At 64.6% G+C, this 20313-nt stretch carries 13 protein-coding genes and 1 pseudogene; 5 read left to right on the forward strand and 9 right to left on the reverse strand.

What is annotated here, in order from left to right; translation table 11 throughout:
- Nucleotides 1–20 precede the first annotated feature (20 nt).
- The gene (locus tag AC3WN8_RS01005; RefSeq protein ID WP_492667496.1) at nt 21–1373 is read left to right on the forward strand and encodes a tyrosine-type recombinase/integrase; all 1353 of its coding nucleotides are present in this window, start codon (nt 21–23) and stop codon (nt 1371–1373) included.
- A gap of 301 nt (nt 1374–1674) precedes the next feature.
- Here the strand turns inward: AC3WN8_RS01005 and AC3WN8_RS01010 are convergent, their stop codons facing one another.
- Nucleotides 1675–2268: an SH3 domain-containing protein gene (locus AC3WN8_RS01010; protein WP_492667497.1), complete on the reverse strand. Its 594-nt coding sequence runs from the start codon at nt 2266–2268 to the stop codon at nt 1675–1677.
- Between the two features lie 242 nt (nt 2269–2510).
- On the opposite strand from AC3WN8_RS01010, the pseudogene AC3WN8_RS01015 reads away from it, so the two are divergent.
- Nucleotides 2511–3050: pseudogene (locus tag AC3WN8_RS01015) on the forward strand (electron transfer flavoprotein subunit alpha/FixB family protein); the annotation flags it as partial.
- 57 nt (nt 3051–3107) lie between these two features.
- Here AC3WN8_RS01015 and AC3WN8_RS01020 read toward each other — a convergent pair.
- From AC3WN8_RS01020 to AC3WN8_RS01040, 5 genes are read right to left on the reverse strand one after another with little or no spacing between them, the layout of a single operon-like run.
- The gene (locus AC3WN8_RS01020; protein ID WP_492667498.1) at nt 3108–3872 is read right to left on the reverse strand and encodes an SDR family NAD(P)-dependent oxidoreductase; all 765 of its coding nucleotides are present in this window, start codon (nt 3870–3872) and stop codon (nt 3108–3110) included.
- 1 nt (nt 3873) lies between these two features.
- Nucleotides 3874–5196, reverse strand: coding sequence for a histidinol dehydrogenase (gene hisD / locus AC3WN8_RS01025; RefSeq protein ID WP_492667499.1), 1323 nt, complete (start codon nt 5194–5196; stop codon nt 3874–3876).
- 42 nt (nt 5197–5238) lie between these two features.
- Nucleotides 5239–6783: an MFS transporter gene (locus tag AC3WN8_RS01030; protein WP_492667500.1), complete on the reverse strand. Its 1545-nt coding sequence runs from the start codon at nt 6781–6783 to the stop codon at nt 5239–5241.
- 57 nt (nt 6784–6840) lie between these two features.
- Nucleotides 6841–9054: a TonB-dependent receptor gene (locus AC3WN8_RS01035; RefSeq protein WP_492667501.1), complete on the reverse strand. Its 2214-nt coding sequence runs from the start codon at nt 9052–9054 to the stop codon at nt 6841–6843.
- 51 nt (nt 9055–9105) lie between these two features.
- Nucleotides 9106–10239, reverse strand: a complete 1134-nt coding sequence (locus AC3WN8_RS01040) for an alanine racemase (protein ID WP_492667563.1) — start codon at nt 10237–10239, stop codon at nt 9106–9108.
- Between the two features lie 238 nt (nt 10240–10477).
- Here AC3WN8_RS01040 and AC3WN8_RS01045 point away from each other — a divergent pair, with 238 nt between their 5' ends.
- The 3 genes from AC3WN8_RS01045 (at nt 10478) to AC3WN8_RS01055 (ending at nt 15055) form a co-directional block, all read left to right on the forward strand.
- Entirely contained in the window at nt 10478–12583 is a 2106-nt protein-coding gene (locus AC3WN8_RS01045) for a hydantoinase/oxoprolinase family protein (protein WP_492667502.1), read from the forward strand.
- A complete protein-coding gene (locus AC3WN8_RS01050) occupies nt 12580–14376 on the forward strand; it encodes a hydantoinase B/oxoprolinase family protein (protein WP_492667503.1) in 1797 nt (598 codons plus the stop codon). Before AC3WN8_RS01045 ends, AC3WN8_RS01050 begins: the two co-directional genes overlap by 4 nt.
- An 82-nt stretch (nt 14377–14458) precedes the next feature.
- Complete coding sequence (locus AC3WN8_RS01055; protein WP_492667504.1) at nt 14459–15055, forward strand: TetR/AcrR family transcriptional regulator; 597 nt, start codon at nt 14459–14461, stop codon at nt 15053–15055.
- 480 nt (nt 15056–15535) lie between these two features.
- On the opposite strand, the gene AC3WN8_RS01060 is transcribed toward AC3WN8_RS01055, so the two are convergent.
- From AC3WN8_RS01060 to AC3WN8_RS01070, 3 genes are read right to left on the reverse strand one after another with little or no spacing between them, the layout of a single operon-like run.
- Nucleotides 15536–17140 (reverse strand): class I adenylate-forming enzyme family protein, encoded by a 1605-nt coding sequence (locus AC3WN8_RS01060; protein WP_492667505.1) that lies wholly within the window; start codon nt 17138–17140, stop codon nt 15536–15538.
- A gap of 45 nt (nt 17141–17185) precedes the next feature.
- Nucleotides 17186–18544 (reverse strand): MFS transporter, encoded by a 1359-nt coding sequence (locus tag AC3WN8_RS01065; protein WP_492667506.1) that lies wholly within the window; start codon nt 18542–18544, stop codon nt 17186–17188.
- Between the two features lie 38 nt (nt 18545–18582).
- A complete protein-coding gene (locus tag AC3WN8_RS01070; RefSeq protein WP_492667507.1) occupies nt 18583–20199 on the reverse strand; it encodes a tannase/feruloyl esterase family alpha/beta hydrolase in 1617 nt (538 codons plus the stop codon).
- Between the last annotated feature and the right edge of the window lie 114 nt (nt 20200–20313).

The following is a 20313-nucleotide window of genomic DNA, read 5'->3' on the forward strand; positions in this document are numbered from 1 at the left end:
GTTTTGGCCCCGGAACCCCCATGCCCCGTGTTTCAGCCGACCTCCGGCTTCAGGACAGAAGTGCGCGCGCACGCCTCAAGGTGCGCCACAGCCCCTATTGGCGCGCGATCTGCGAAGGCCATCATGTCGGCTATCGCAAAGGCGCCCGCTTCGGCGTCTGGATGGCGCGTTACCGTCCGCCGGGACACGGCAACGGCATCAAGCGCACGCTCGGCGCCGCCGACGATCTCGGCGACGCCAATGGCGACACCATCCTCAACTGGCGCCAGGCACTGGAAAAAGCCACGCACTGGTTCGAACTCCAGCAAAAAAGCGGCCCCGAAACCGCGCTCAATCCCGACATCACCGTTGCCGAGGCCGTCGATACCTATATCACGATGCGCGATGCCCGCCGCGCCTCGCAGGCCGGCCGCGAAGTGCGCTCGGACGCCTCGCACAAGCTGACGCGCCACGTCCTCCGGGACGGCCACCTTGCCCGCCTGCCGCTCGCCAGACTCACCGAAGCCGATCTCAAGGCCTGGCAGCTTCGAATCCTACGAAAACGAACGAGCATCCAGCGGATCGTCAATGACCTGAAAGCCGCGCTCAACGCCGCCTGGGTCGAGCATCGCCGCGCGCTTCCCGGCGACCTGCCGATCGTGATCAGGCACGGGCTCATCGTCGAGGCGCCCGCGGTCGCCCGGGCCAAGGCGCGTGACAACCAGATCCTTTCCGACGAGCAAGTGCGCCGGATCGTCGCCGCCGCGCTTGATCTCGACGCGGACTTCGGGCGGCTCGTGACGTTGCTGGCGGCCACGGGCGCGCGGTTCGCGCAGCTCCGGCGCATGTGCGTCGGCGACGTCCAGGCCGGGCAGGGGCGGGTGATGGTGCCGGAATCGTTCAAGGGCAAGAAGCACGCGACCGCCTATATCCGGGTGCAGGTCGGCGCCGATACGCTTGGCGTCCTCGCGCCTGCGATCGAGGGGCGGTCGCCAGGCGCGTCACTGCTCGAGCGTTGGCGCCATGTCCAGGTCAAGACCGATGACCGCCGGAACCCGACGCAGGTCTGGGAGCGGAGCGAACGCGGTCCCTGGGGCACCCCTTCCGAAATGACGCGACTATGGCACCAGGCATGCGCCGCCGCCGAGGTTCCCGCCAGCACCATTCCCTATGCGCTCCGGCATTCGTCGATCGTTCGCGGGCTTCGGTTCGGGTTGCCGATCCGGCTCGTCGCCGCCCTCCACGACACGTCGGTCGCGATGATTGAGCGGCATTATTCGCGCTGGATCACCGAAGGACTCGACGAGCTCGCCGCGCGCGCGGTCGTGCCGCTGGTCGGCTCGGCGGGCGTGCTGCCTTCTGCTCCGCGGATCCCGGATCGGATCCTGGTATAGCAATGGCGCCACTGCCAGATTTCATGCTGTTCCCCGGCTCCATTTCAGGGATGAGTCGATATCGACCAATCGGACAATCGCGGGAGAGGGAGGGGCATGGCGACATTGCTGAGCAGCCTTCGCCTGTTGTTCCCCGACCTTGGCCGACACAAAAATCCATTCGACGAACCGCCAGCCCTCCCAGCCGACATCTTCGCTTTCGCGTCTAATCTCGTCGATGCCAGTGGCGCCAGCGCTCCTGTCCAGCGATCATCGAGCCGTCCGACGAGGCGGCGCTCGATCATCTGAGGATGCCGGCATGCTAGACTCCATAGCGCTTGTTGCCGCCGCTCGTGATGCAATAGCGACCGCCACGTGGACCGATGCAGACGCGGCTTCCGCTGCAAGGGCAACCGCCACTGCCATAGCTTCGCGACTTTCGTGTTGTGGATGATCTCGCCTTCCAGCTCTTCGCCCTGGCGGGCCGGGTGGCTTTGGTGCGCCGCGGCTGTGATGCAAAATAGTTCGCCGCGCTTGCGCCGGTGGCAGCTGCCGTGGCGGCGGTGCCGATGGAGGCCGTGCCGCCCGTCGATGGCGAGGATGAAAGAAACGCGCTCGAAACCCAGCAGGGCGGCGAGCCTTCCAGTTTCGACCAGTCGTTCATTTCCTCCAGTACCGTGACTGAGGTACCGCGCGCCAATGCCTTGAGCGGTGTCGCTGTCGAGGAGGCGCTTAACCTGCAGTTGAGCGAGCGTGCATCAACATAGCGCTGCGCACCGCCCGCTGGCGTTGCCGCATCAAGGCCCGGGGGCGACTGTTTCGACGAGCATTGGCCTATTATGGCGAAACCCACGATCGCCGCGATCAGCCAGCCGAAACAGCCGGCGCCTGATGTTTGAGACCCTGATTGCGCCATCTTCCCCCTCCAGATGAGCGACCGATGTCCTGCGGGCCGGTTATTCGATACGACGTCTTACGGATCCGGCGATATCCCATGCCCCCGCATGTCGGTCCTTTGAAGAGCCTAGCTGCCTGCGGGCGAAGGGCAATCATTGATGCATCCAGAGTGAGCGGTACTCTTCAAACTGGGCGGGCTGGGTAATGCCCGAGAGGAACGCAATCTTCCGCAAGACCGCGCGGAATTTCAACTCGGTGATGGCGATCGCGACCGTCCAGTCGTCCGACGCGAAGAAGGTGATCACCGTGCGCGGCACCGCGTTCGAGAAGGCCGCCAAGGACGGCGGCTCGGCTTCGGTCGAGGCAGTCTCGGGGAAGGGCGATGCGGGTCTGTCGAGCTTCGTCGGCGCCGAGATCGCCAAGAGCGAGCGCCCCGAGCTCACCAGCGCGAAGATCATCGTCTCGGGCGGCCGTGCGCTGCAGAACAGCGAGAACTTCCACAGCATCATCGAACCCCTGGCCGACAAGCTGGGCGCGGGCGTCGGCGCAAGCCGCGCGGCGGTCGATGCGGGCTATGTCCCCAACGACTATCAGGTCGGCCAGACCGGCAAGATCGTCGCACCGGAAGTCTATATCGCGATCGGCATTTCGGGTGCGATCCAGCACCTCGCCGGCATGAAGGACTCCAAGACGATCATCGCGATCAACAAGGACGAGGACGCCCCCATCTTCCAGGTCGCGGACATCGGCCTGGTCGGCGATCTGTTCAGGATCGTCCCGGAACTGACCGGCAAGCTGTAGTTTGGCCGCTTTCTGTTGGGCGCGCTGCTTCAATGATGCCGCAGCGTGATGAACGTCCTATTCAGCCGTCCACCCGCCATCAACAACCAGCGAGCTTCCCGTCACCAATGCGGACGCGTCGCTTGCCAGGTAGAGCACGGCGCCCATCAGGTCCTCGGGCCGGCCGATCCGGCCCATTTTGATTTTCTGCAGGATACTTGCCCTGAAACCGCTGTCCGCCAGGAACGGCCGGGTCATCGGCGTTTCGATGAAGGTGGGGGCGATCGTGTTGGATCGGATGCCGTGCGGGGCGAGATCGAGCGCGAAGGCTTTGCTCATTCCCTCGATTGCCCATTTCGACGCGCAGTAGAGCGAGCGGTTGGGCGCGCCGACATGGCCCATCTGGCTGCCGATATGGATAAGGCTGCCCGCGATCCCAGCATCGATCATCCGCCGCGCACAGGCCTGGCTGACGAAGAACACCGATTTCACGTTGAGATCCAGCACCGCGTCGTAATCGGCCTCGCCGACATCGACCATTGGCATCGGCCGGTTCGTCCCGGCATTGTTGACCAGGATGTCATGAGCTTGGTGACTGGCGAAGAAGGCACCGACGGCGACCAGATCCGACACGTCGAGCACCACTGCTTCGGCTTGGCCGCCGGCATCCCGGATCGCCTGCGCCACGCCTTCGATCTCGCCCGCTGAGCGTGCCGCCAGCGTGACATGCGCGCCGGCCTCGGCAAGGGCTGCAGCAAGCGCGACGCCGATGCCGCGCCCGGCGCCGGTCACTATCGCCCGGCGGCCGTCCAGGCGAAAGCTCGGCGTTTTCGGCAGTGCCATCTCAGGCGGCGACCGGCTCGGCACGCCCGGCATAGGGCACGTCACGATGGCCATGGCGGCGCACCCGGATATTGGCCTGCTCGCCATGGCCCGCAAAGCCCTCCAGCGCGCACAGCCGGCTGCAATATTCACCGATCATCGCGGAGGCCTCGTCCGTCAGCACCCGCTGATAGGTGCAGGTCTTGATGAACTTGCCGACCCACAGGCCACCGGTATAGCGCGCCGCCTTTTTCGTCGGGAGCGTGTGATTGGTGCCGATCACCTTGTCCCCGAAACTGACATTGGTGCGCGCGCCCAGGAACAGTGCGCCGTAATTGGTCATATTCTCGAGGAAATAATCCGGCTTCGCGGTCATCACCTGGACATGCTCGGATGCGATCTCATCGGCGATGCGCACCATCTCGGCATCGTCCTCGGCCAGGATGACCTCGCCGAAATCTTCCCAGGCCTGGCGGGCGACGCCAGCGGTGGGCAGCACAAGCAGCAGGCGTTCGATCCACGCCAGCGTGTCACGCGCCAACGACTCCGACGTGGTCAGCAGGATCGCCGGGCTGTCCGGGCCATGCTCGGCCTGGCCGAGCAGGTCGGTCGCCGCCAGTTCGCCGTCGCATCCCGCGTCGTCGGCGATCACCAGCGTCTCTGTGGGGCCGGCGAACAAATCAATGCCCACCCGGCCGTAAAGCTGGCGCTTGGCTTCGGCGACATAGGCGTTGCCGGGACCGACCAGGATATCGACCGGCGCGATCGATTGCGTGCCCAGCCCCATCGCCGCCACCGCCTGGATGCCGCCCAGGCAATAGATCTCGTCGGCGCCGGCCATGGCCTGCGCCGCGACGATGGCGGGGGCGGGCTTGCCGCCAAAAGGCGGCGCGCAGGTCACCACGCGCGGCACGCCCGCAACCTTGGCAGTGATGACCGACATATGCGCGGAGGCGAGCAGCGGATATTTGCCACCCGGCACATAGCAGCCCGCGGCATTGAGCGGCAGGTTGCGATGGCCGAGCACCACGCCAGGCAGCGTCTCCACCTCCACATCCCGCATGCTTTCCCGCTGGATGTGGGCGAAGTTGCGCACCTGCGCTTGTGCGAATTCGATGTCCTTCAGATCCTGGGGAGAAAGCGTGTCGATACACGCCTGAATCTCGGCCTGGCTCAGCTGATAATCGTCGCGATCCCAGCCATCGAAGCGGATCGACAAGTCACGCACCGCATCATCGCCGCGCGCCTCGATCCCGGCCAGGATCTCCTCCACCGTGTCGCGCACCTGGCGGCTGGTTTCCGCCTTCGCTTCGGCGCTCGCGCCGCGTTTGATCCAAATTGCCATAGGTCCTCGCTGATCTCGAAAAAACGGGAAAGAAAAAGGTTGTCAGGCCTTCATCCGCCGCCATCCCCAGACCAGGCAGATGACGGCGGGGATGATGGCCAGTTGCGACAGGAGCAGTGCCTGCTGCACCGATTGCTCCGCGCCCACGCCCCAGACGACCAGTTGGTCACTGAGCGCGCCGACGAAGAATGGGGCCATGGCGGTGCCCAGGAACACCTGGGTGACGATATAGACGGCCGAAGCGGTCGCCCGGATATTGGGCGGCACCTGGCTGCTGACATTCGCCGCCGCCGGGGCCAGCCACATCGCGCTGAAAAAGTTGAACGGCACCGTCCATGCATAGGCGGCGGCGGTGGAGCCGCTCAGTAGGCAGGCGATGAGCGCGGCGGACCCACACGTGATCGCCGCCGCCGAAAAGACCAGCCTGACCCGCTCGCCATGACGCAGAATCAGCCGATCGGTGAGCAGCGCGCCCAGCGTGATGCCGCTGAACCCGCCCAGCGCATAAGAGAGGCCAAGCATCAGCCCGACATCGGCGGGTGCCGCCCCCAATGTGCGCTGGAAATAGACCGCCAGCCACGCCAGCGGGCCGATTGTCAGGAAGCAGCAGCCGGCAAAGCCGCCAAAGCCGAGCAGCAGCGATCGGTTACCGAAGATCGCCCTGAACCCGTCGGGATCGACCGCGCGGAATTTCTGCGTCCAAGTGCAGACCGCGTAGACGCCGAACGCCAGCACGCCCCATTGCAGGTGATCGCCGGTCAGCCACCCGACCAGAGCGCCGACGAGCGCGGCGGCCAGGGCGATGGCGAAATTGACAAGGAGCGCCCGCCGGCCCGCCACGCGGTAGAGTATCAGTGCCCCGGTGGTCGGCAGCATCGTGAGCGTTTCGATCGCGATGGTCCGCATCGGCCGGCGATCCGCCACGATGGCTTGCCCGTCCAGCGCGCCCCGGACGGGCTCGCGAAGGGCCGCGACGAACAGGGCGAGCAGCAGCCCGGGGCAGCCGACGATCACGAACGCCGCCTGCCACGCCTTCAGCTGCAGCGGCGCCTGGGCGGGATCGGGATAGGCCGCAGTCCAGGCGGAAAGGACCCAGCCGCCCAAAGTGAGGCCCAGGCCCGCGCCGATGAATAGCCCGCTGGTGTAGATGGCAATGGCCGTGGTGCGCTGATGCTTCGGGAAATAGTCGCACAGCAGCGAATAGACCGCTGGCGAGGCGCTGGCCTCACCAACCCCCACGCCCATGCGACACAACGCCAGGAAGCCGAAGCTGCGCGCCGCGCCGGAAAGCGCGGTCATCACGCTCCAGGCGGCCAGTCCGATGCTGACCAGCCGGGTTCGGTTCACAATGTCTGCCGCTTTGCCCAGCGGGATGCCGAACACCGCGTAGAATACCGCGAACGAGGTTCCCAGCAGGAAGCCGATCTCGGAATCCGAGATGCCGAGATCATGCTTGATGCTTTCGGCCAGGATCGCGAGGATCTGCCGATCCAGCAGGTTGAAGACATAGACCAGCATCAGGATGAACAGCACATAGGCCTTGTAAGCGCCGCTGGCAGGCCCCGGCTGGTCAAGTTCGGTCGTCAAATCACGCGCTCCAAACCAGGCGGGTGGCCGCCGTGCGACCGGCCACCCGCCAATCTGTCAGAATTGGAAACCGAATGTCACGCCGATGGTCCGGGGCGCACCGAGATAGGCCGCCCGGAACGTGCCGATATCGGTACCCGACGAATAGAAGACCTTGTTCGTCAGGTTTTTGCCGTACAGTGAGATGCGGTATTTCTTGTCGGCAGTGGTGAAGCCCAGATTGGCGCTCAACAGGCCGTAAGGCGCGAAGAAGAAGGTGTTCGTGTCGTTGCCGGCCCGTTCGGCGGTGTGATCGAAGGCGATCTGGGCATTGATGCTGCCCGCCGATCCGATCTCCGTTTCGTAGGCCGCCGCGATCGAATAGACCCATTTGGGCACGCGGGTGAGCTTCAGGTTGCGCGCCAGCGCCGGGTCGGGAATGCCGTCCCCGGTCAGGTCCAGGCCGTTATATTCGCCGTATTTCGCATCGGTATAGGCCAGGCTGCCGCTCAGCGACAGGCCGTCGACCGGCACCGCCACCAGATCCGCCTCCACGCCCTGGATGCGCGCGCTGGCGGCATTGATCGTGCGCTGCCGCGCCTGATCGTCCAGCACCTGGCGTTGCAGGTTGCGGAAGTCGTTGCGGTAGAGTGACAGGTTGGCGCGGACACGCCGGTCGAGCCACTCGCTCTTGATGCCCAGTTCATAGGCGTCGACATTCTCGGGATCATAAGGGCCCGCCGGGCCGATCGAGTTGCGCAGGTTGTAGCCGCCGGAGCGGAAGCCGCGCGTATAGGAGGCATAGAGCGTCAGATCGTCGGACGGCTGAAATTTCAGCGCAGCCTTGGGCGTGAAATCCCGCCAGCTCGTGCTGTCGTCTGTGCCGAAATTGCAGACCGTGACGCTGGTATTGCACTGGCCGAAATTGGCGACACGGGCATGCTTGCGCTCGATCGTGTAGCGCCCGCCGAGCGTGAGGGTGAAGCGATCGATGAAGCGCCAGTCGGCCTGGGCGAAGACGCCGCCGGCTGTATGGTTCAGCATGCCCCGGCCGCTTGGCGTGCTGCGGGACGTGTTGCTGGTGATGACGCGCGCTTCCTTATAGTCGATGGTCTGGTGGAAGATGTTGGCGCCCACCGTCAGATCGATGCGCGAGCCGATTTCACCGGCATAGACGATCTCGCCGACCAGCTGCTCCTGCCGCAGTCCCGTGGGGTCGACGAAGTGGAACAGCGGGGCGGCGGTGCCGTCCAGCTCGGCCTGATTGTCCACCTTCAGCTTGCGATAACCGGCATTGGCGGTGATCTTGCCGGCGCCCACATCGAACACCGTTTCACCCGTCACCTGCCGCCACTGGGTTTCGGTATGGGTGTAGAAATCGGTGACTAGATCGAACTTGCCGGTCGGCACGGGCGGGGCGATGTTGGCGGCCGGCGCCTTGATCAGCAGGTTCTTGATCGGCGTGCCGCGATCGGTTTCCTTGCCGACCTCGCCGATCAGCGTGAAGGTGACGACGTCGCTCGGCTTCCATTCGAGCACCGGGCGGACGATCAGGCTCTCCATTGCGGCGATGCGGTTGCGGGGATTGACCGCGTTAGAAAACAGGCCGTCGCGATCGCGGTAGAGGATCGCGATCTTGCCGTTCAGCGAACCCTGAACGATCGGCGCCTCGATCGAGATCTTGGCCGATTTGTCGTCGAAGGACGCATAGCCCAGCTCGCCGCGTACCTGGAATTCGCCCGATGGCCGCCGCGTACGCACCAGCACCGCGCCGCCCGTGACGTTGCGGCCGAACAGTGTGCCTTGCGGGCCGCGCAGGATCTCGACCGACTCCAGATCGAACAGATCGGTGAGCGCACCGATGTTCACGCCCTGATAGATGCCGTCGACGAAGACGCCCACGGTCGGGTCGTCGGACGGGTTGGTCGTATTGATGCCGATCCCGCGGATGTAGAAATTGGCCGAGGCGGGGAAGGTGCCGTTCGTATCGAGCTGCACGCCCGGTGAACGGCGGCCCAACTCGACCAGATTGACGATATGGTTGGATTCGATCTGCGCACCGGTGAAGGCGGAGACCGAAACGGCGACATCCTGCAGCGCTTCAGCCCTGCTCTTGCGCGTGCCGGTGACGACGATCTCGTCAAGTTCGCCGCTTCGCGCCGAAGTTTCCGATGCCGCCGCGTCCTGCGCCCGTGCGGGCTGTGCCAGCAGCATCGGCGCCAGCGCCACGCTTGCCGCCAATGCGGTCCGGATCAGGTTCGCGCGATAATGCCCCATGTCATTTGTCATCATAACCCCTTCCCTTGGTCTGTCATTGTGATGTTGATGATTTTGAACGATGCCTCATGATTCATGATTCCGGCCGAAAACGCCTCGCGTGATCGCTCCGGCCAACCGGAAATGCAGTTCGGTCGCGGCGATTCCCATGGCATCGGCCGCCTCGTGCAGGCCGATGGTCTCGCCCCGCTGCGATCCGATCACCGTCACTTCATCGCCGATCACGGGTGCGTCGATGCCGGTGAGGTCAACGATCGAGTGGAACAGGGTGCGCGCGATCACGGGCACGCGGCGACCACGCACCAGCACGTTGCCGAGCGCGGGGCCGGTGGACAATCCGTCATTCCATCCCAGCGGGAATACGCCGGTCGCGCCGTCCGCCGGCAGCATGACGCCCGATCCATACCCTACCGACAGGGTCTGCGCCTCGGCGATCCGGTTGATCTGGATGATCGGGCTGGTGACGCCGCGCAGCACCGGTGCGAAGTCTGGTGCCGCCGATACCGGCAACATGCCGTAGAGCAGGCTGCCGGGATGGGCGGCGGAATAGGGCAGGCGGGGGCGCCAAACGAGGCCATGGCTGGCGGCGGCCATCAGCACCTGCGCGTCGCCGAACGCGGCGCGCAGTTTCGCGCCGAAGCCGTCGAAGCGCTGCAGCCCCTCATCGAACAGCTGCAAGGCGCGGCTGCCGAAATGGGTATAGCCTCCCAGGCACCGCGGCTGGGCGCGCTGCGCCTCGCGCGCCAACAGGCTATCGAAGGCGGGATGATCCAGGCCGAACCGGCCGAAGCCGCAATCGAATTCGAACATGAAGCGCGCCGCGTCCAGCCCGTCCAGCGCTTCATAGGCCGCCACACTGTTCACCGTCACGATCACGCCCCGGCACGCGATCTCCGCGAGGAGAGCGGGCGGGCAGGCGGTGAATAGCAGGATCGGATGGGCAGGGGCGGCGGCTTTAGCGCGCAGCGCTTCCCCGATCGTGCCGACGCAGAAACCGTCGACGCCCGCGCCAAGGCCCAGGCGCATGGCGCATTCGATCCCCAGGCCGTAGCCGTCGGCTTTCACGACTTGGTAGAGCGCAGCCCCCGGTGGCATAAGCGTGCGGGCGCGGGCGACATTACCGGCAAAGGCGCGCGCATCGATCGCGATGACGTTGCCGCGGTCGTCAGCGCATTCGTCCTCTCGCGATTGGGGCAACATATGCACCAGATCCTCCCATGTTTGCTATGAGTGATGACTCACAACTCACGTCGATTTGTCATACGTGAGCGGGCTGCGCAACTCATTTCTGGAATCGACGCGAATCTGGCATTACGTGGCCGTGTCGGACAATATCCGCTAAAATCCGCTTGCGCCTCGATCAGATTTCTGCGACTCGAATACGTGAGTCATGATTCATAGTTCATGACAATTCGTGCAAATCATTTCGGGAATGGCAATGACGCGGCAACGAAGCTATCGGGTGGGTGCGGATATCGGGGGGACGTTCACCGATATCGTGATCATGTCGTCAACGGGCGAGATCTTCAAACGCAAGCAATCCTCCACGCCGGATGATTATTCGCGCGGGATCGTGATCGGCCTGGGCGAACTGATGCAGGCAGAAGACATCCCCGCCAACGCGATCGTCGAGCTCGTCCACGCGACGACAGTGGCAACCAATACCGTGCTGGAAGGCAAGGGCGCGCGCACCGCATTGATCACCACGCGGGGGTTTCGCGACGTGCTGGAGATCGGCCGCGTGCGCGTGCCGCGGCTGTACGACCTGGATTATGAGAAGCCCAAGCCGCTGGCGCTGCGCCGGCACCGCTATGAGGTGGACGAGCGGGTGCTGGCCGATGGCAGCATCCTGACCCCGCTGGACAGTGGCGCGCTAAGCGCCATCGCCGACGACCTCCTGGCCGAGGACGTGGAGGCGGTGGCGATCTGCCTGCTCAACAGCTATGCCAATCCGGTTCATGAACAGGCGATCCGCGATGCGCTGGAAGCGCTGCTGCCGCCCGACATCTTCGTCACCTGCTCGTGCGACGTGCTGCCGGAGATCCGGGAGTATGAACGCACCAGCACCACCGTGGTGAATGCCTATCTGGGGCCGATCGTCCGCAAATATCTCGATGCCCTGTCGGGGCGGCTGCGCGGTATCGGCGTTTCGTGCCCGATCCGCATCATGAACAGCGCGGGCGGGCTGATGAGCATCGAGGCCGCCTCGCGCAAGCCGGCCTATATCATCGAATCCGGACCCGCGGCGGGCGTGATCGCCGGGGCCTATATGGCGAACCTGGCGGGTTATCCCGACGTGATCACCGTCGACATGGGAGGGACGACTGCGAAGGCCGCGCTGATCGAGGCGGGTGAGCCCGCGCGCACCACCGAATATGAGGTGGGCGCCGGCATCAACGTTTCCAGCAAGCTGGTGAAGGGGGGCGGCCATTCGGTGAAGCTGCCCTTTATCGACGTGTCCGAGATTGGCGCGGGCGGCGGCAGCCTGATCGGGTTTGACGGCGGCGGGCTGCTCACGGTGGGCCCGGAAAGCGCGGGATCGGTGCCGGGGCCGGTCTGCTACGACAATGGCAATGACACCCCGACGTTGACCGACGCCTTCATTACCCTGGGCTATCTGAACCAGGATGCGATCGCGGGCGGCGCCGTGCGGCTGAATGCGGCCAGGGCGCGCGCGGCGCTGGACGCGGTCGTCGCCCGGCCGATGGGGCTGAGCACCGAGGATGCCGGGTTGGGCGTGCAGGCGATTGCCACCGCCACCATGTCACGGGCGGTGAAGGCGGTCTCCACCTATTGCGGGCGCGATCCGCGCGATTTCGCGCTGTTCGCCTTTGGCGGCAACGGCCCGATGATCGCCAACCAGATCGCCCGCACGATGGGCATCCGGACCGTGATCATCCCGCCCAGCCCCGGCGTGTTCAGCGCGATGGGATTATTGTTCTCGGCGATCGAGCATGAATTCACCGCCACCGATTTCCGCCCGCTGGTGGCCGATGCGGGCGAAAGCTTCGCGGCCGGATTCCGCCGGCTGCAGGGCCGCGCGCACGATGTGATGGCCGTGGAGGGCTATGCGGACGAGGCGCTGGAGAGCGAATGGTACGCGGATCTGCGCTATCAGGGGCAGGCCTATGAACTGACCACCCCGGTGCCCGCAGGCGAGGACGGCGCTACGCTGCTCGCCACCGCGCTCGACAATTTCCATGCCGAGCATCACCGCACCTATGGCCATGCCAATCCCGCCAATCCGGTTGAGCTGGTCAGCTATCGCGTGAAGATGCGCGTGGTGCGCGATCAGTCCGGAGACATGGATCATTGGACGGTGGCGGCCAGCGATGCCGCGCACGGCGCGCGGCGCGCGGTCTTCCCAGGCGAGCAGCCGGATGAGATCCCGGTCTTCAACCGCGGCCATCTGGTGGCGCAGGCGCGGCCGGGGCCCTTCATCGTAGAGGAATATGATTCCACCTTTGTCGTCCCGCCCGGTTGCACCGCGCAGGTTGACAGCTTCGGCAACATCGTCGTGACCTTGGGGAGTGAAATCCGATGATCGCATCCGATCCTATCACGCTGGAAATCGTGAAGAACGCGCTCAGTTCGCTGGCGGACGAGATGGCGCTGGTGATCCTGCGCAGCGCCTATTCGCCGATCGTGCGCGATTCCATGGATTATTCGACCGCGATCTGCGACCGCAATGGCGAGATCGTCGCGCAGGGGCTGACCAACCCGATCCATCTGGGCGCGTTCCCCGATGTGATGCGCATCCTTGTCGAGCAGCATCTTTCGGGCATGAAGCCCGGCGACGCCTTCCTGGTGAACGATCCCTATGGCGGTGGCGGCATGCATCTGCCGGACGTGTTCCTGATCAAGCCGCTGTTCATCGACGGCGCGCTGGAGGGATTTGCCGGAACGCTGGTGCATCATTCCGATATCGGCGGCCTCGCGCCCGGCAGCATGGGCCTGCAGGCGACCGAGATTTTCCAGGAAGGGCTGCGCATCCCGATCGTGAAGCTGTTCGAAGCGGGCGCGATCAACGAGACCACGATCGCGTTCCTGAAGGCCAATTCGCGCACGCCGATCGAGCTGATGGGCGATCTTTCCGCGCAGATTGCCTCGGTTGATGCCTGCGAGCGCGGCTATGTGCAAATCGTGCGCAAATATGGCAGCGCCACGTTCCGGGGCTTCCTGTCCGAACTGCACGATTATGCCGAACGGCTGATGCGCCAGCAGATCGGCGCGATGCCAGACGGGCGCTACGACTATGTCGATTATGTCGACGGGCTGGGCGCCGATCCCCAGCCGATCCGCTTCGAAGTGTGCATCACGATCGCCGGCGACAGCGTGAGCGTGGACTGGACGGGCACCAGCCCTCAGGTGCAGGGCGCGATCAACGGCCCGATGCCGACCACCACATCGATGACCTATGTCGCGCTGCGCGCCGCGATCCATGCCGATATCCCGAACTTCGCCGGCTATATGCGCCCGGTGCGGGTGAGCGCTCCGCTCGGCACGATCGTGAACCCCACGGCACCGGCCGCGTGCGCCGCGCGCGGCGTGATCGCCTATCGTATGCTCGACACGCTGTTCGGCGCGCTCAACAAGGTGCCGGGCAGCCGCATCCCCGCGCTGGGCGAGGGCGGTCCTTCGGTCGTGTCGTTCAGCGGGTGGGACCAGGGCAGGGCCTGGATCATCACCGACGGCATATTGGGTAGCTGGGGTGGCCGATCCGGCAAAGATGGGGTGGACGGAATATCCAGCCCGGGCACGAACCTGTCCAACCAGCCGATCGAACTGATCGAGGCGCGCATGCCGTTGCGCGTGCTGAGCTATGCCTTTGCTCAGGACAGCGGCGGTGCCGGCAAATATCGCGGCGGCCTGGCCATGATCAGATCCTATGAGATGCTGGCGGAGGAAGGGTTGGTGCAGCTCCGTTCGGACCGGCGCGACCATCTGCCGGCGGCCTCCGGCGGGGGGCTGCCGGGAAGTCCGTCCTACACCTGGCTGACGGACGGGGGCGAGCCGCGCATGCTGCCGGTGATGCCGATGGGGCCGATCACGATCTCGGCGGGGGCCCGGCTGGTTCACCTGGCGGCGGGCGGCGCGGGCCTGGGCAACCCCTTCGATCGCGATCCGCAGGCGGTGCTCGACGATGTGCTGGATGGGCGGATCAGCGCGGAGATGGCGCGCGATGCCTATGGCGTGGTGCTGGACGGTGCGGGACGATTGGTCGACGTGCCCGCAACGGCGGCGCTGCGCACGGCGCCGGGGACGGTGGAGCAACTGACCGCGCTGCAACAGGCGATCTTCGCGCGCACCAACAGCGCGGCGCGGCTGCTGGGCTGAGCGGAAGTGGGGCGGCGGTCCCGGTTGCGAGCCGCCGCCCTTCGCATTGACATCTCATGAGCCGCCGTTCACGACGCGTCGCATGACGTCCAAAAAGCCCTTCACCGTTGCTGAGCATCAGTCGTTCAACACGCTGATGATGGCCGCCTGCCAGGTGATCGGCCGGCACGGCTACAAGGGCGCCTCGGTCGCCCGGATCGCCGAAGAGGCCGGGATCTCGCAGGGCCATTGCTATAAATTCTTCAAGTCCAGGGACGATATCCTGGATCATGTGATCATCTGGATCATCGAGCAGTTCGAGAACTGGTCGCGCAAGCCATCGCGCGAGAAGGTGGGCTATCTGGAAAGCGAACACCTCGCGCTCGAGCAGTTCTTCTCATATCAGAAGAAATATCCCTTCTTCTTCCGCATCATGCACGAGGCTGAGGTGGAGACCCCGGTGGCGTGGAAGACGTTCGCGGATCGCCGCCACGATCAATACGTCGTCTCACTGCAGGCAGCGATCGATAGTGGTGAGATTCGCGGCTATAGCGCAGGCCAAGTTGACGATCTGGCGCGATTCCTCTCTGCCGTCCGCAGGGCGATCATCTTCGGCGCCTATGAGGGGGCGATCACCAACAAGGCTCAGGTGATTGAAAATTACGACCTTTTCCTTCACCAAGCGCTTGGTCGCGCTTAATTCCGTCACTCGCATGTGAGAAAGATGGCGCGTAGCGGAGCATGTCCTCTGAAAGCCGGCTGTGTGCTCTTGGCGGGCTTCAGACAGGGCATCATCCCCTGACATCCGGCGACTCCGTGGCCGGGAAGAGCGACGATCTCGGCATCGATCGGTCGGCCCCGTTCGATACTGTGGTGAATGAATTCGCGCGTCGAAGCGATGCGTTACCTCACCAATGCGGCTTGGGCTGGCTCGATAGAGTTGGCGACGGCGTGCCGTGCGAAAGCATTTGTTGAATCGGTTCGATGCCCATTGCCTTGCGATGGTTCGGCATGGGTAGCGTGCTCTCCCGCCCCGCGCGACCGATGATCCGTCTTGCGGGAATCATTTGGCGGGGCGCCGCTGACGCAGGGACGTTCCTTGCGTGGCAACGACTGTCGCATGGCTGGCTATACGGCTGGAGGCGAGTTTCATCTCCGGCCGCGGCGCGGTCACTGCATGTCAACTCGCGATCATGTCCCGAAGTATGCTCTTGGCGATCTTGCCGCCAGAATTGATCGGCAGTTGGTCGAGTATCACCAGTCGCTCGGGGAAATATTCCGGCGAAACGCCGTTGCCGCGGAGGAAGGCGGCCAACGTCGCCACATCGGGCGCGGCAAGGCCGGCATTGAGGCTGGCGAACAGGCAGATCTTTTCGCCGAAGATCGGATCGGGCATGGCCACCGCCGCTGCTTCGCGAATTGCCGGATGCCCTATCGCCGCAGCCTCTACGCCGACGGCGCTGATATTCTTGCCGCCGCGGATGATGAAATCGCCGACGCGGCCGATCACGCGGAGATAGCCGTCATCATCGATCGAGACAATGTCCTCCATGCGCATCGATCCGTCGGGCATGAACAGACCGGCATTGGCCTCGGGATTGTTGAAATAGCCGAGGCCCATGAAGGGGCCATTGCAGAGTGGCTGTCCGTCACCGGGTGGATGACGGTCATTTCCCGAGGCATCGAGCAGCCGGACGCGCATTTCGGGGATGATCCGTCCGGCACTGTTCAGGCGGCGCTCGGTCGGATCGGAGAGCGTCGTATGACTGACTGCCCCGGCCTCGTTGGAGCCGTAAAATTGCAGCACCTTCGCACCGGTCAGGACTTCGAGCCGCTCCACCGCGTGGCGCGGAACCGCTTCGCCGCCGGTATAGACGATGCGCAACGAGGTCAGATCGCTGTCCGCAAGGTCGGGGCTGCTCAGCATCATCTGAATTTGCGTGCTGACCAGACAGAGCATTGACACGCGATGATGCGCAATCGCGGCGAACAGCGCCGAAGTCGTGAAGCGGGGCATCAATATGGTGGGCGCACCCAGCATCGCGGGAATGAAGTGACCGGACCACAGCCCGAAGCCGACCGAGGCCGGCACCGCGCGGAGGAACCTGTCGTTCTCGTTCGGTGCGCAGCCTTTCTGCACGAGCGCCGCCCAGGCGAGCCAGCGGCTCTGCTGATGGGCGACCAGCTTCGGCATGCCGGTGGTGCCCGAGGTGGAGTTGAGCAGGAAGAGCGCGTCGGGAGAACAGCGCCGTTCCTGCAGCACGCGCAAGGTTTCCAGCGGAATCGGGTCGAACCCCGTGGGCACGCCGTCGACACTGATCCGATCGAGCGGGCGCGGCGTCTCCTCAATTATGACATGGTGCTTGAGCGTCCGGCCGGATGCTCGCAGCCGGGCATAGATTGCGCGCATGTCGAGTGCACCTTGAGTGGCGGCGCTGATAAGGGCCGTTGCCCCCGCCATCGCAACGAGGTGGAGGATCTCTTTCTCGCCGGCGCGGGGTGATAGCGCGGTCGCTACAAGGCCGGCTTTCTCGCAGGCCACGAACGCGATGTGGGTCTCGATATCGTCGGGAAGCAGGATCGCGATGCGTTCGCCGGCCATGAAGCCCAGGTCCAGCAGTAATGCCGCTAGCGCATCGGACCGCTCATGATAGTCGCGCCAGTTCAACCTGCGTTGGCCGGCGATGAAAGCGATGTGGTCGGGCCGGGAAGCGGCATGGGTGGCGATGATCGCGGCGAGAGTTTCGCCGCCGGTGGGATTGGCGGCCTTTTCGAGCGAAGACATTGTGAGTGCGACAGGCCTTTTCTGGCTGGAGAAAGTGAGGAAAACTCAGATCCCTTCGGCTGGTAGCGTGTTCAGCGCAGCGAGCCTGCGCCGGAGCGGGCGGCGGCCTAGCTGGAGGATCAGGCAACCAAGCGCGAGCGACACGCAGCCGACCGATGCCAGCGAAAGGCCCACCGCATTTTCACGGCCGAAGACATGATCGGTGGTGAGCGCGACGGCTGTTGGACCGAGTCCGAAGCTGATCAGGGTGCCGACGAATTGGTAGATCGCGGTCATCTGACCGCGCATCCGGTTGGGCGTGACGAGTTGCAGCGCGGCGGCATTGACGCCGATCCAAGTGACCGAGAAGAAGGCCGAGGCGGCAATCAGCGTGAGCGAAAGCCAAGCAAGCGGAATGATTGGGCCGAGCGCGCCGGTCAGTAACATACCCCCGCCATAGAGGATGCCGATGCGGAAATGGCCGTCCAGCCGGCCGGCCGCCAGCCAATGATCGGCGAGCCAACCTGCCGTCATCGCGCCGGCGATACCTAAGATCAGCGTCGATGCGCCGAGCAACAAGCCCGCGTTGCGCATATCGAAGCCATAATTGCGCTGGAGCAGGGTCGGGTACCAGGCCGCCGCGCCAAACGAGAACAGCGCGATGAGCGCCATGCCCAGGAAGATCGGCGCGTACACGGTGCGATGCGTCCAGAGAAAACCCAGCGTATCCGCGAAAGTGCTGCTGTCGGTATCGCCCATCGTGGCGTTCTGGCGGCGCTGTGGCTCCCGAACGACGATCAACGTCAGTGCGGCGAGACCGAGGCCGGGCAAACCCACGGCAATGAACACCGCTTGCCACGCTTTGAGCGTGCCGATCAACGGCAGGGTCGCCTCGGTGCCCGAGATCGTGAAGGCATGGACCAAAGGGCCACCGATCAAACTGGCGAGGCCGGTGCCGATTGGCACTCCCAAGGCGAATATCGACAATGCTCGCGATAGATTGCGTGGTGGGAAATAGTCGGCGACCAACGAGTAGCTGCCGGGCGTCAGGGTCGCCTCGCCGATGCCGACGCCGACCCGGGCGGCAAACAGCCCCGCGAAGCTCGACGCGCCACCGCAGAGCATCGTCATCAGTGACCAGAAAGCGACACCTCCGGCAATAAGGTTTCGCCGGCTCCAGCGATCGACGATCCGACCCAGTGGAATTCCCGCGAGCGCGTAGAGCAGGGCAAAGGCGAGCCCCGCCAGCAGGCTATATTGTGTGTCGCTGATGCCGAGGTCAGCCCGGATCGGGGCGACGAGGAGGCTCAGGATCGTGCGATCGATATAGCTGCACGTGTAAAGCAGCATCAGAAAAAGCACGACCAGCCAAGCATAGGCAGCCGATCTCCTTTCCTCGGCCGGCCGTGCGCGATACATGCCCATAGTCGATGTCCCGGTACCCGCCGTCCTCGCGCTCGATGTCATTGTGGAGCCGGTCCGAAATTGGCCGCGTCATTCGGATCGCCAGCACCTTTGTAGCGGGCGCGCAACGGATAAGGATAGACCGGGCGGGTGAAGGCGACGTTGCGATGATCGAGCGGGAAACGCGGTGCGCTATACCCTGCGGCCTGTCGGGCTTCGTCGGTCAGACGGGTGCTGAGTACCATGTCCGGGGCACGGTCATGCTCCACCCAGTCATCGATATACGCCAAATAGTCGACGACATCGGCGCCGGCACCGCCGGAACAGTGGTTGACGCCAGGCTGGAGGAAGAGACGGAAGAAATTCTGTGTTTCGGAGCGACTTCCCATCAGCCGTTCCACAGTGTTGTAATATTCTACGAAGTTGGTGCCGGTCTGATAGGCGTCCGACCAACCGTGCCACAGGATAAGCTTGCCGCCATTCGCCTTGAAGCGGCGCAAATCGGGATCGATCGCGGTGAACTGCGCTTCCCAGCTGCCGAGCCGGCGATAGGCACGCGAGAAATCAAACTGCGACGGTGTCCAGGACTGGCCCGGGGGTGGGTCGAAGTAGATATGCTGGAAGAAGCCTTGCCAGTCCTTCGGCGTGGGGCCGCCCCATTCGATTTCGGATCCGGGCACGTTGCCGCCGGTATAGAGCGCCTCGGCCGGATTGCTGGCGGGGCCGGCATAGATGCGCCGCGCCGCATCGACCTGGGTTTGCGAGAGGCATGATCGCGACTGGCCGGGACCACAGAGCAATTTCGCGGGGTCGAAGCGACAGGCCGGAGGGTTACCGATGATGCCGTCCGCGACGCCATCGTCGCGGTCGCAGGTCTTGACCGCGGCGCCGTGCAGCAGCGCCAGCTCCGGCTTGCCAAGGACGGGCTGCTCGCCGGTGCCGAAGACATTGAGGCTGACTGACATCAGCCGCAATACGCTGCCATTGCCGCTGATCGACGGCGCGCCTGCGACGATACCGTCGAAATCCCATGGAAAGCGCTGGGCCGCGACGAGGCCGTTGCGACCGCCGCCCGAGCAGCCCATCAGATAGGCGCGTCGCGGCCCACGATCATAATATAGCGTAGTCAAAGCCTTACCGGCGATTGCGGTCACATGGTTCGCGCGGAAATTATAATCGACCTGTGCCTGCAGGTTCCGCTCGGCCCATTTGTAGGCCAGGCTGTAATCGTTGCCGGTAAAGTGGCCGCCGTCGGTACCGATGCAGGCGAATCCCTTGTCGAGCGCGCTGCCGCAGGCACCCCATTTCACATCCGATGAGACCGTGCCGCAAAAGCCGCCGCAGGCGATCTGCACCATCTTGCCGTTCCAGCCCTCGAGCGGCAGCCACAGTTCGAAGCCGACCTCCGGCGCGATCCGACCCGTGACGCGGCAGAAACCGTCTGGCCGTTCGCCATAACGTTCCACGCCCGCGCTGAGGACGGTGATCTCCGCGTCCTCGATGCCGGAAAGATCGCGCGCACCGAACGCCATGCATTGCGCCGCTGCCTTCGCCGCGCCGGCACCGTCATTGGTGGGTCCCGCGGCGGGGGCCGCAGACGCCGCCGGGATCATCCCAAGTGCCGATAGCATTAGCCAGTGCCGCAAGTGCTTGGTCGCTTCGGATAACGACGCCATCGTGCAAATCTCCTCTCTTGGGCCCGGTCTCTACCGCGGTCCCGCACCATAGAGCGGCGAATGGAGGGAAATCGCCATTCCCAAATGGCAATTCATGGGACGCATACCCACCAG

The organism is Sphingobium sp. FW305-3-2-15-F-TSA7, from assembly GCF_058787155.1.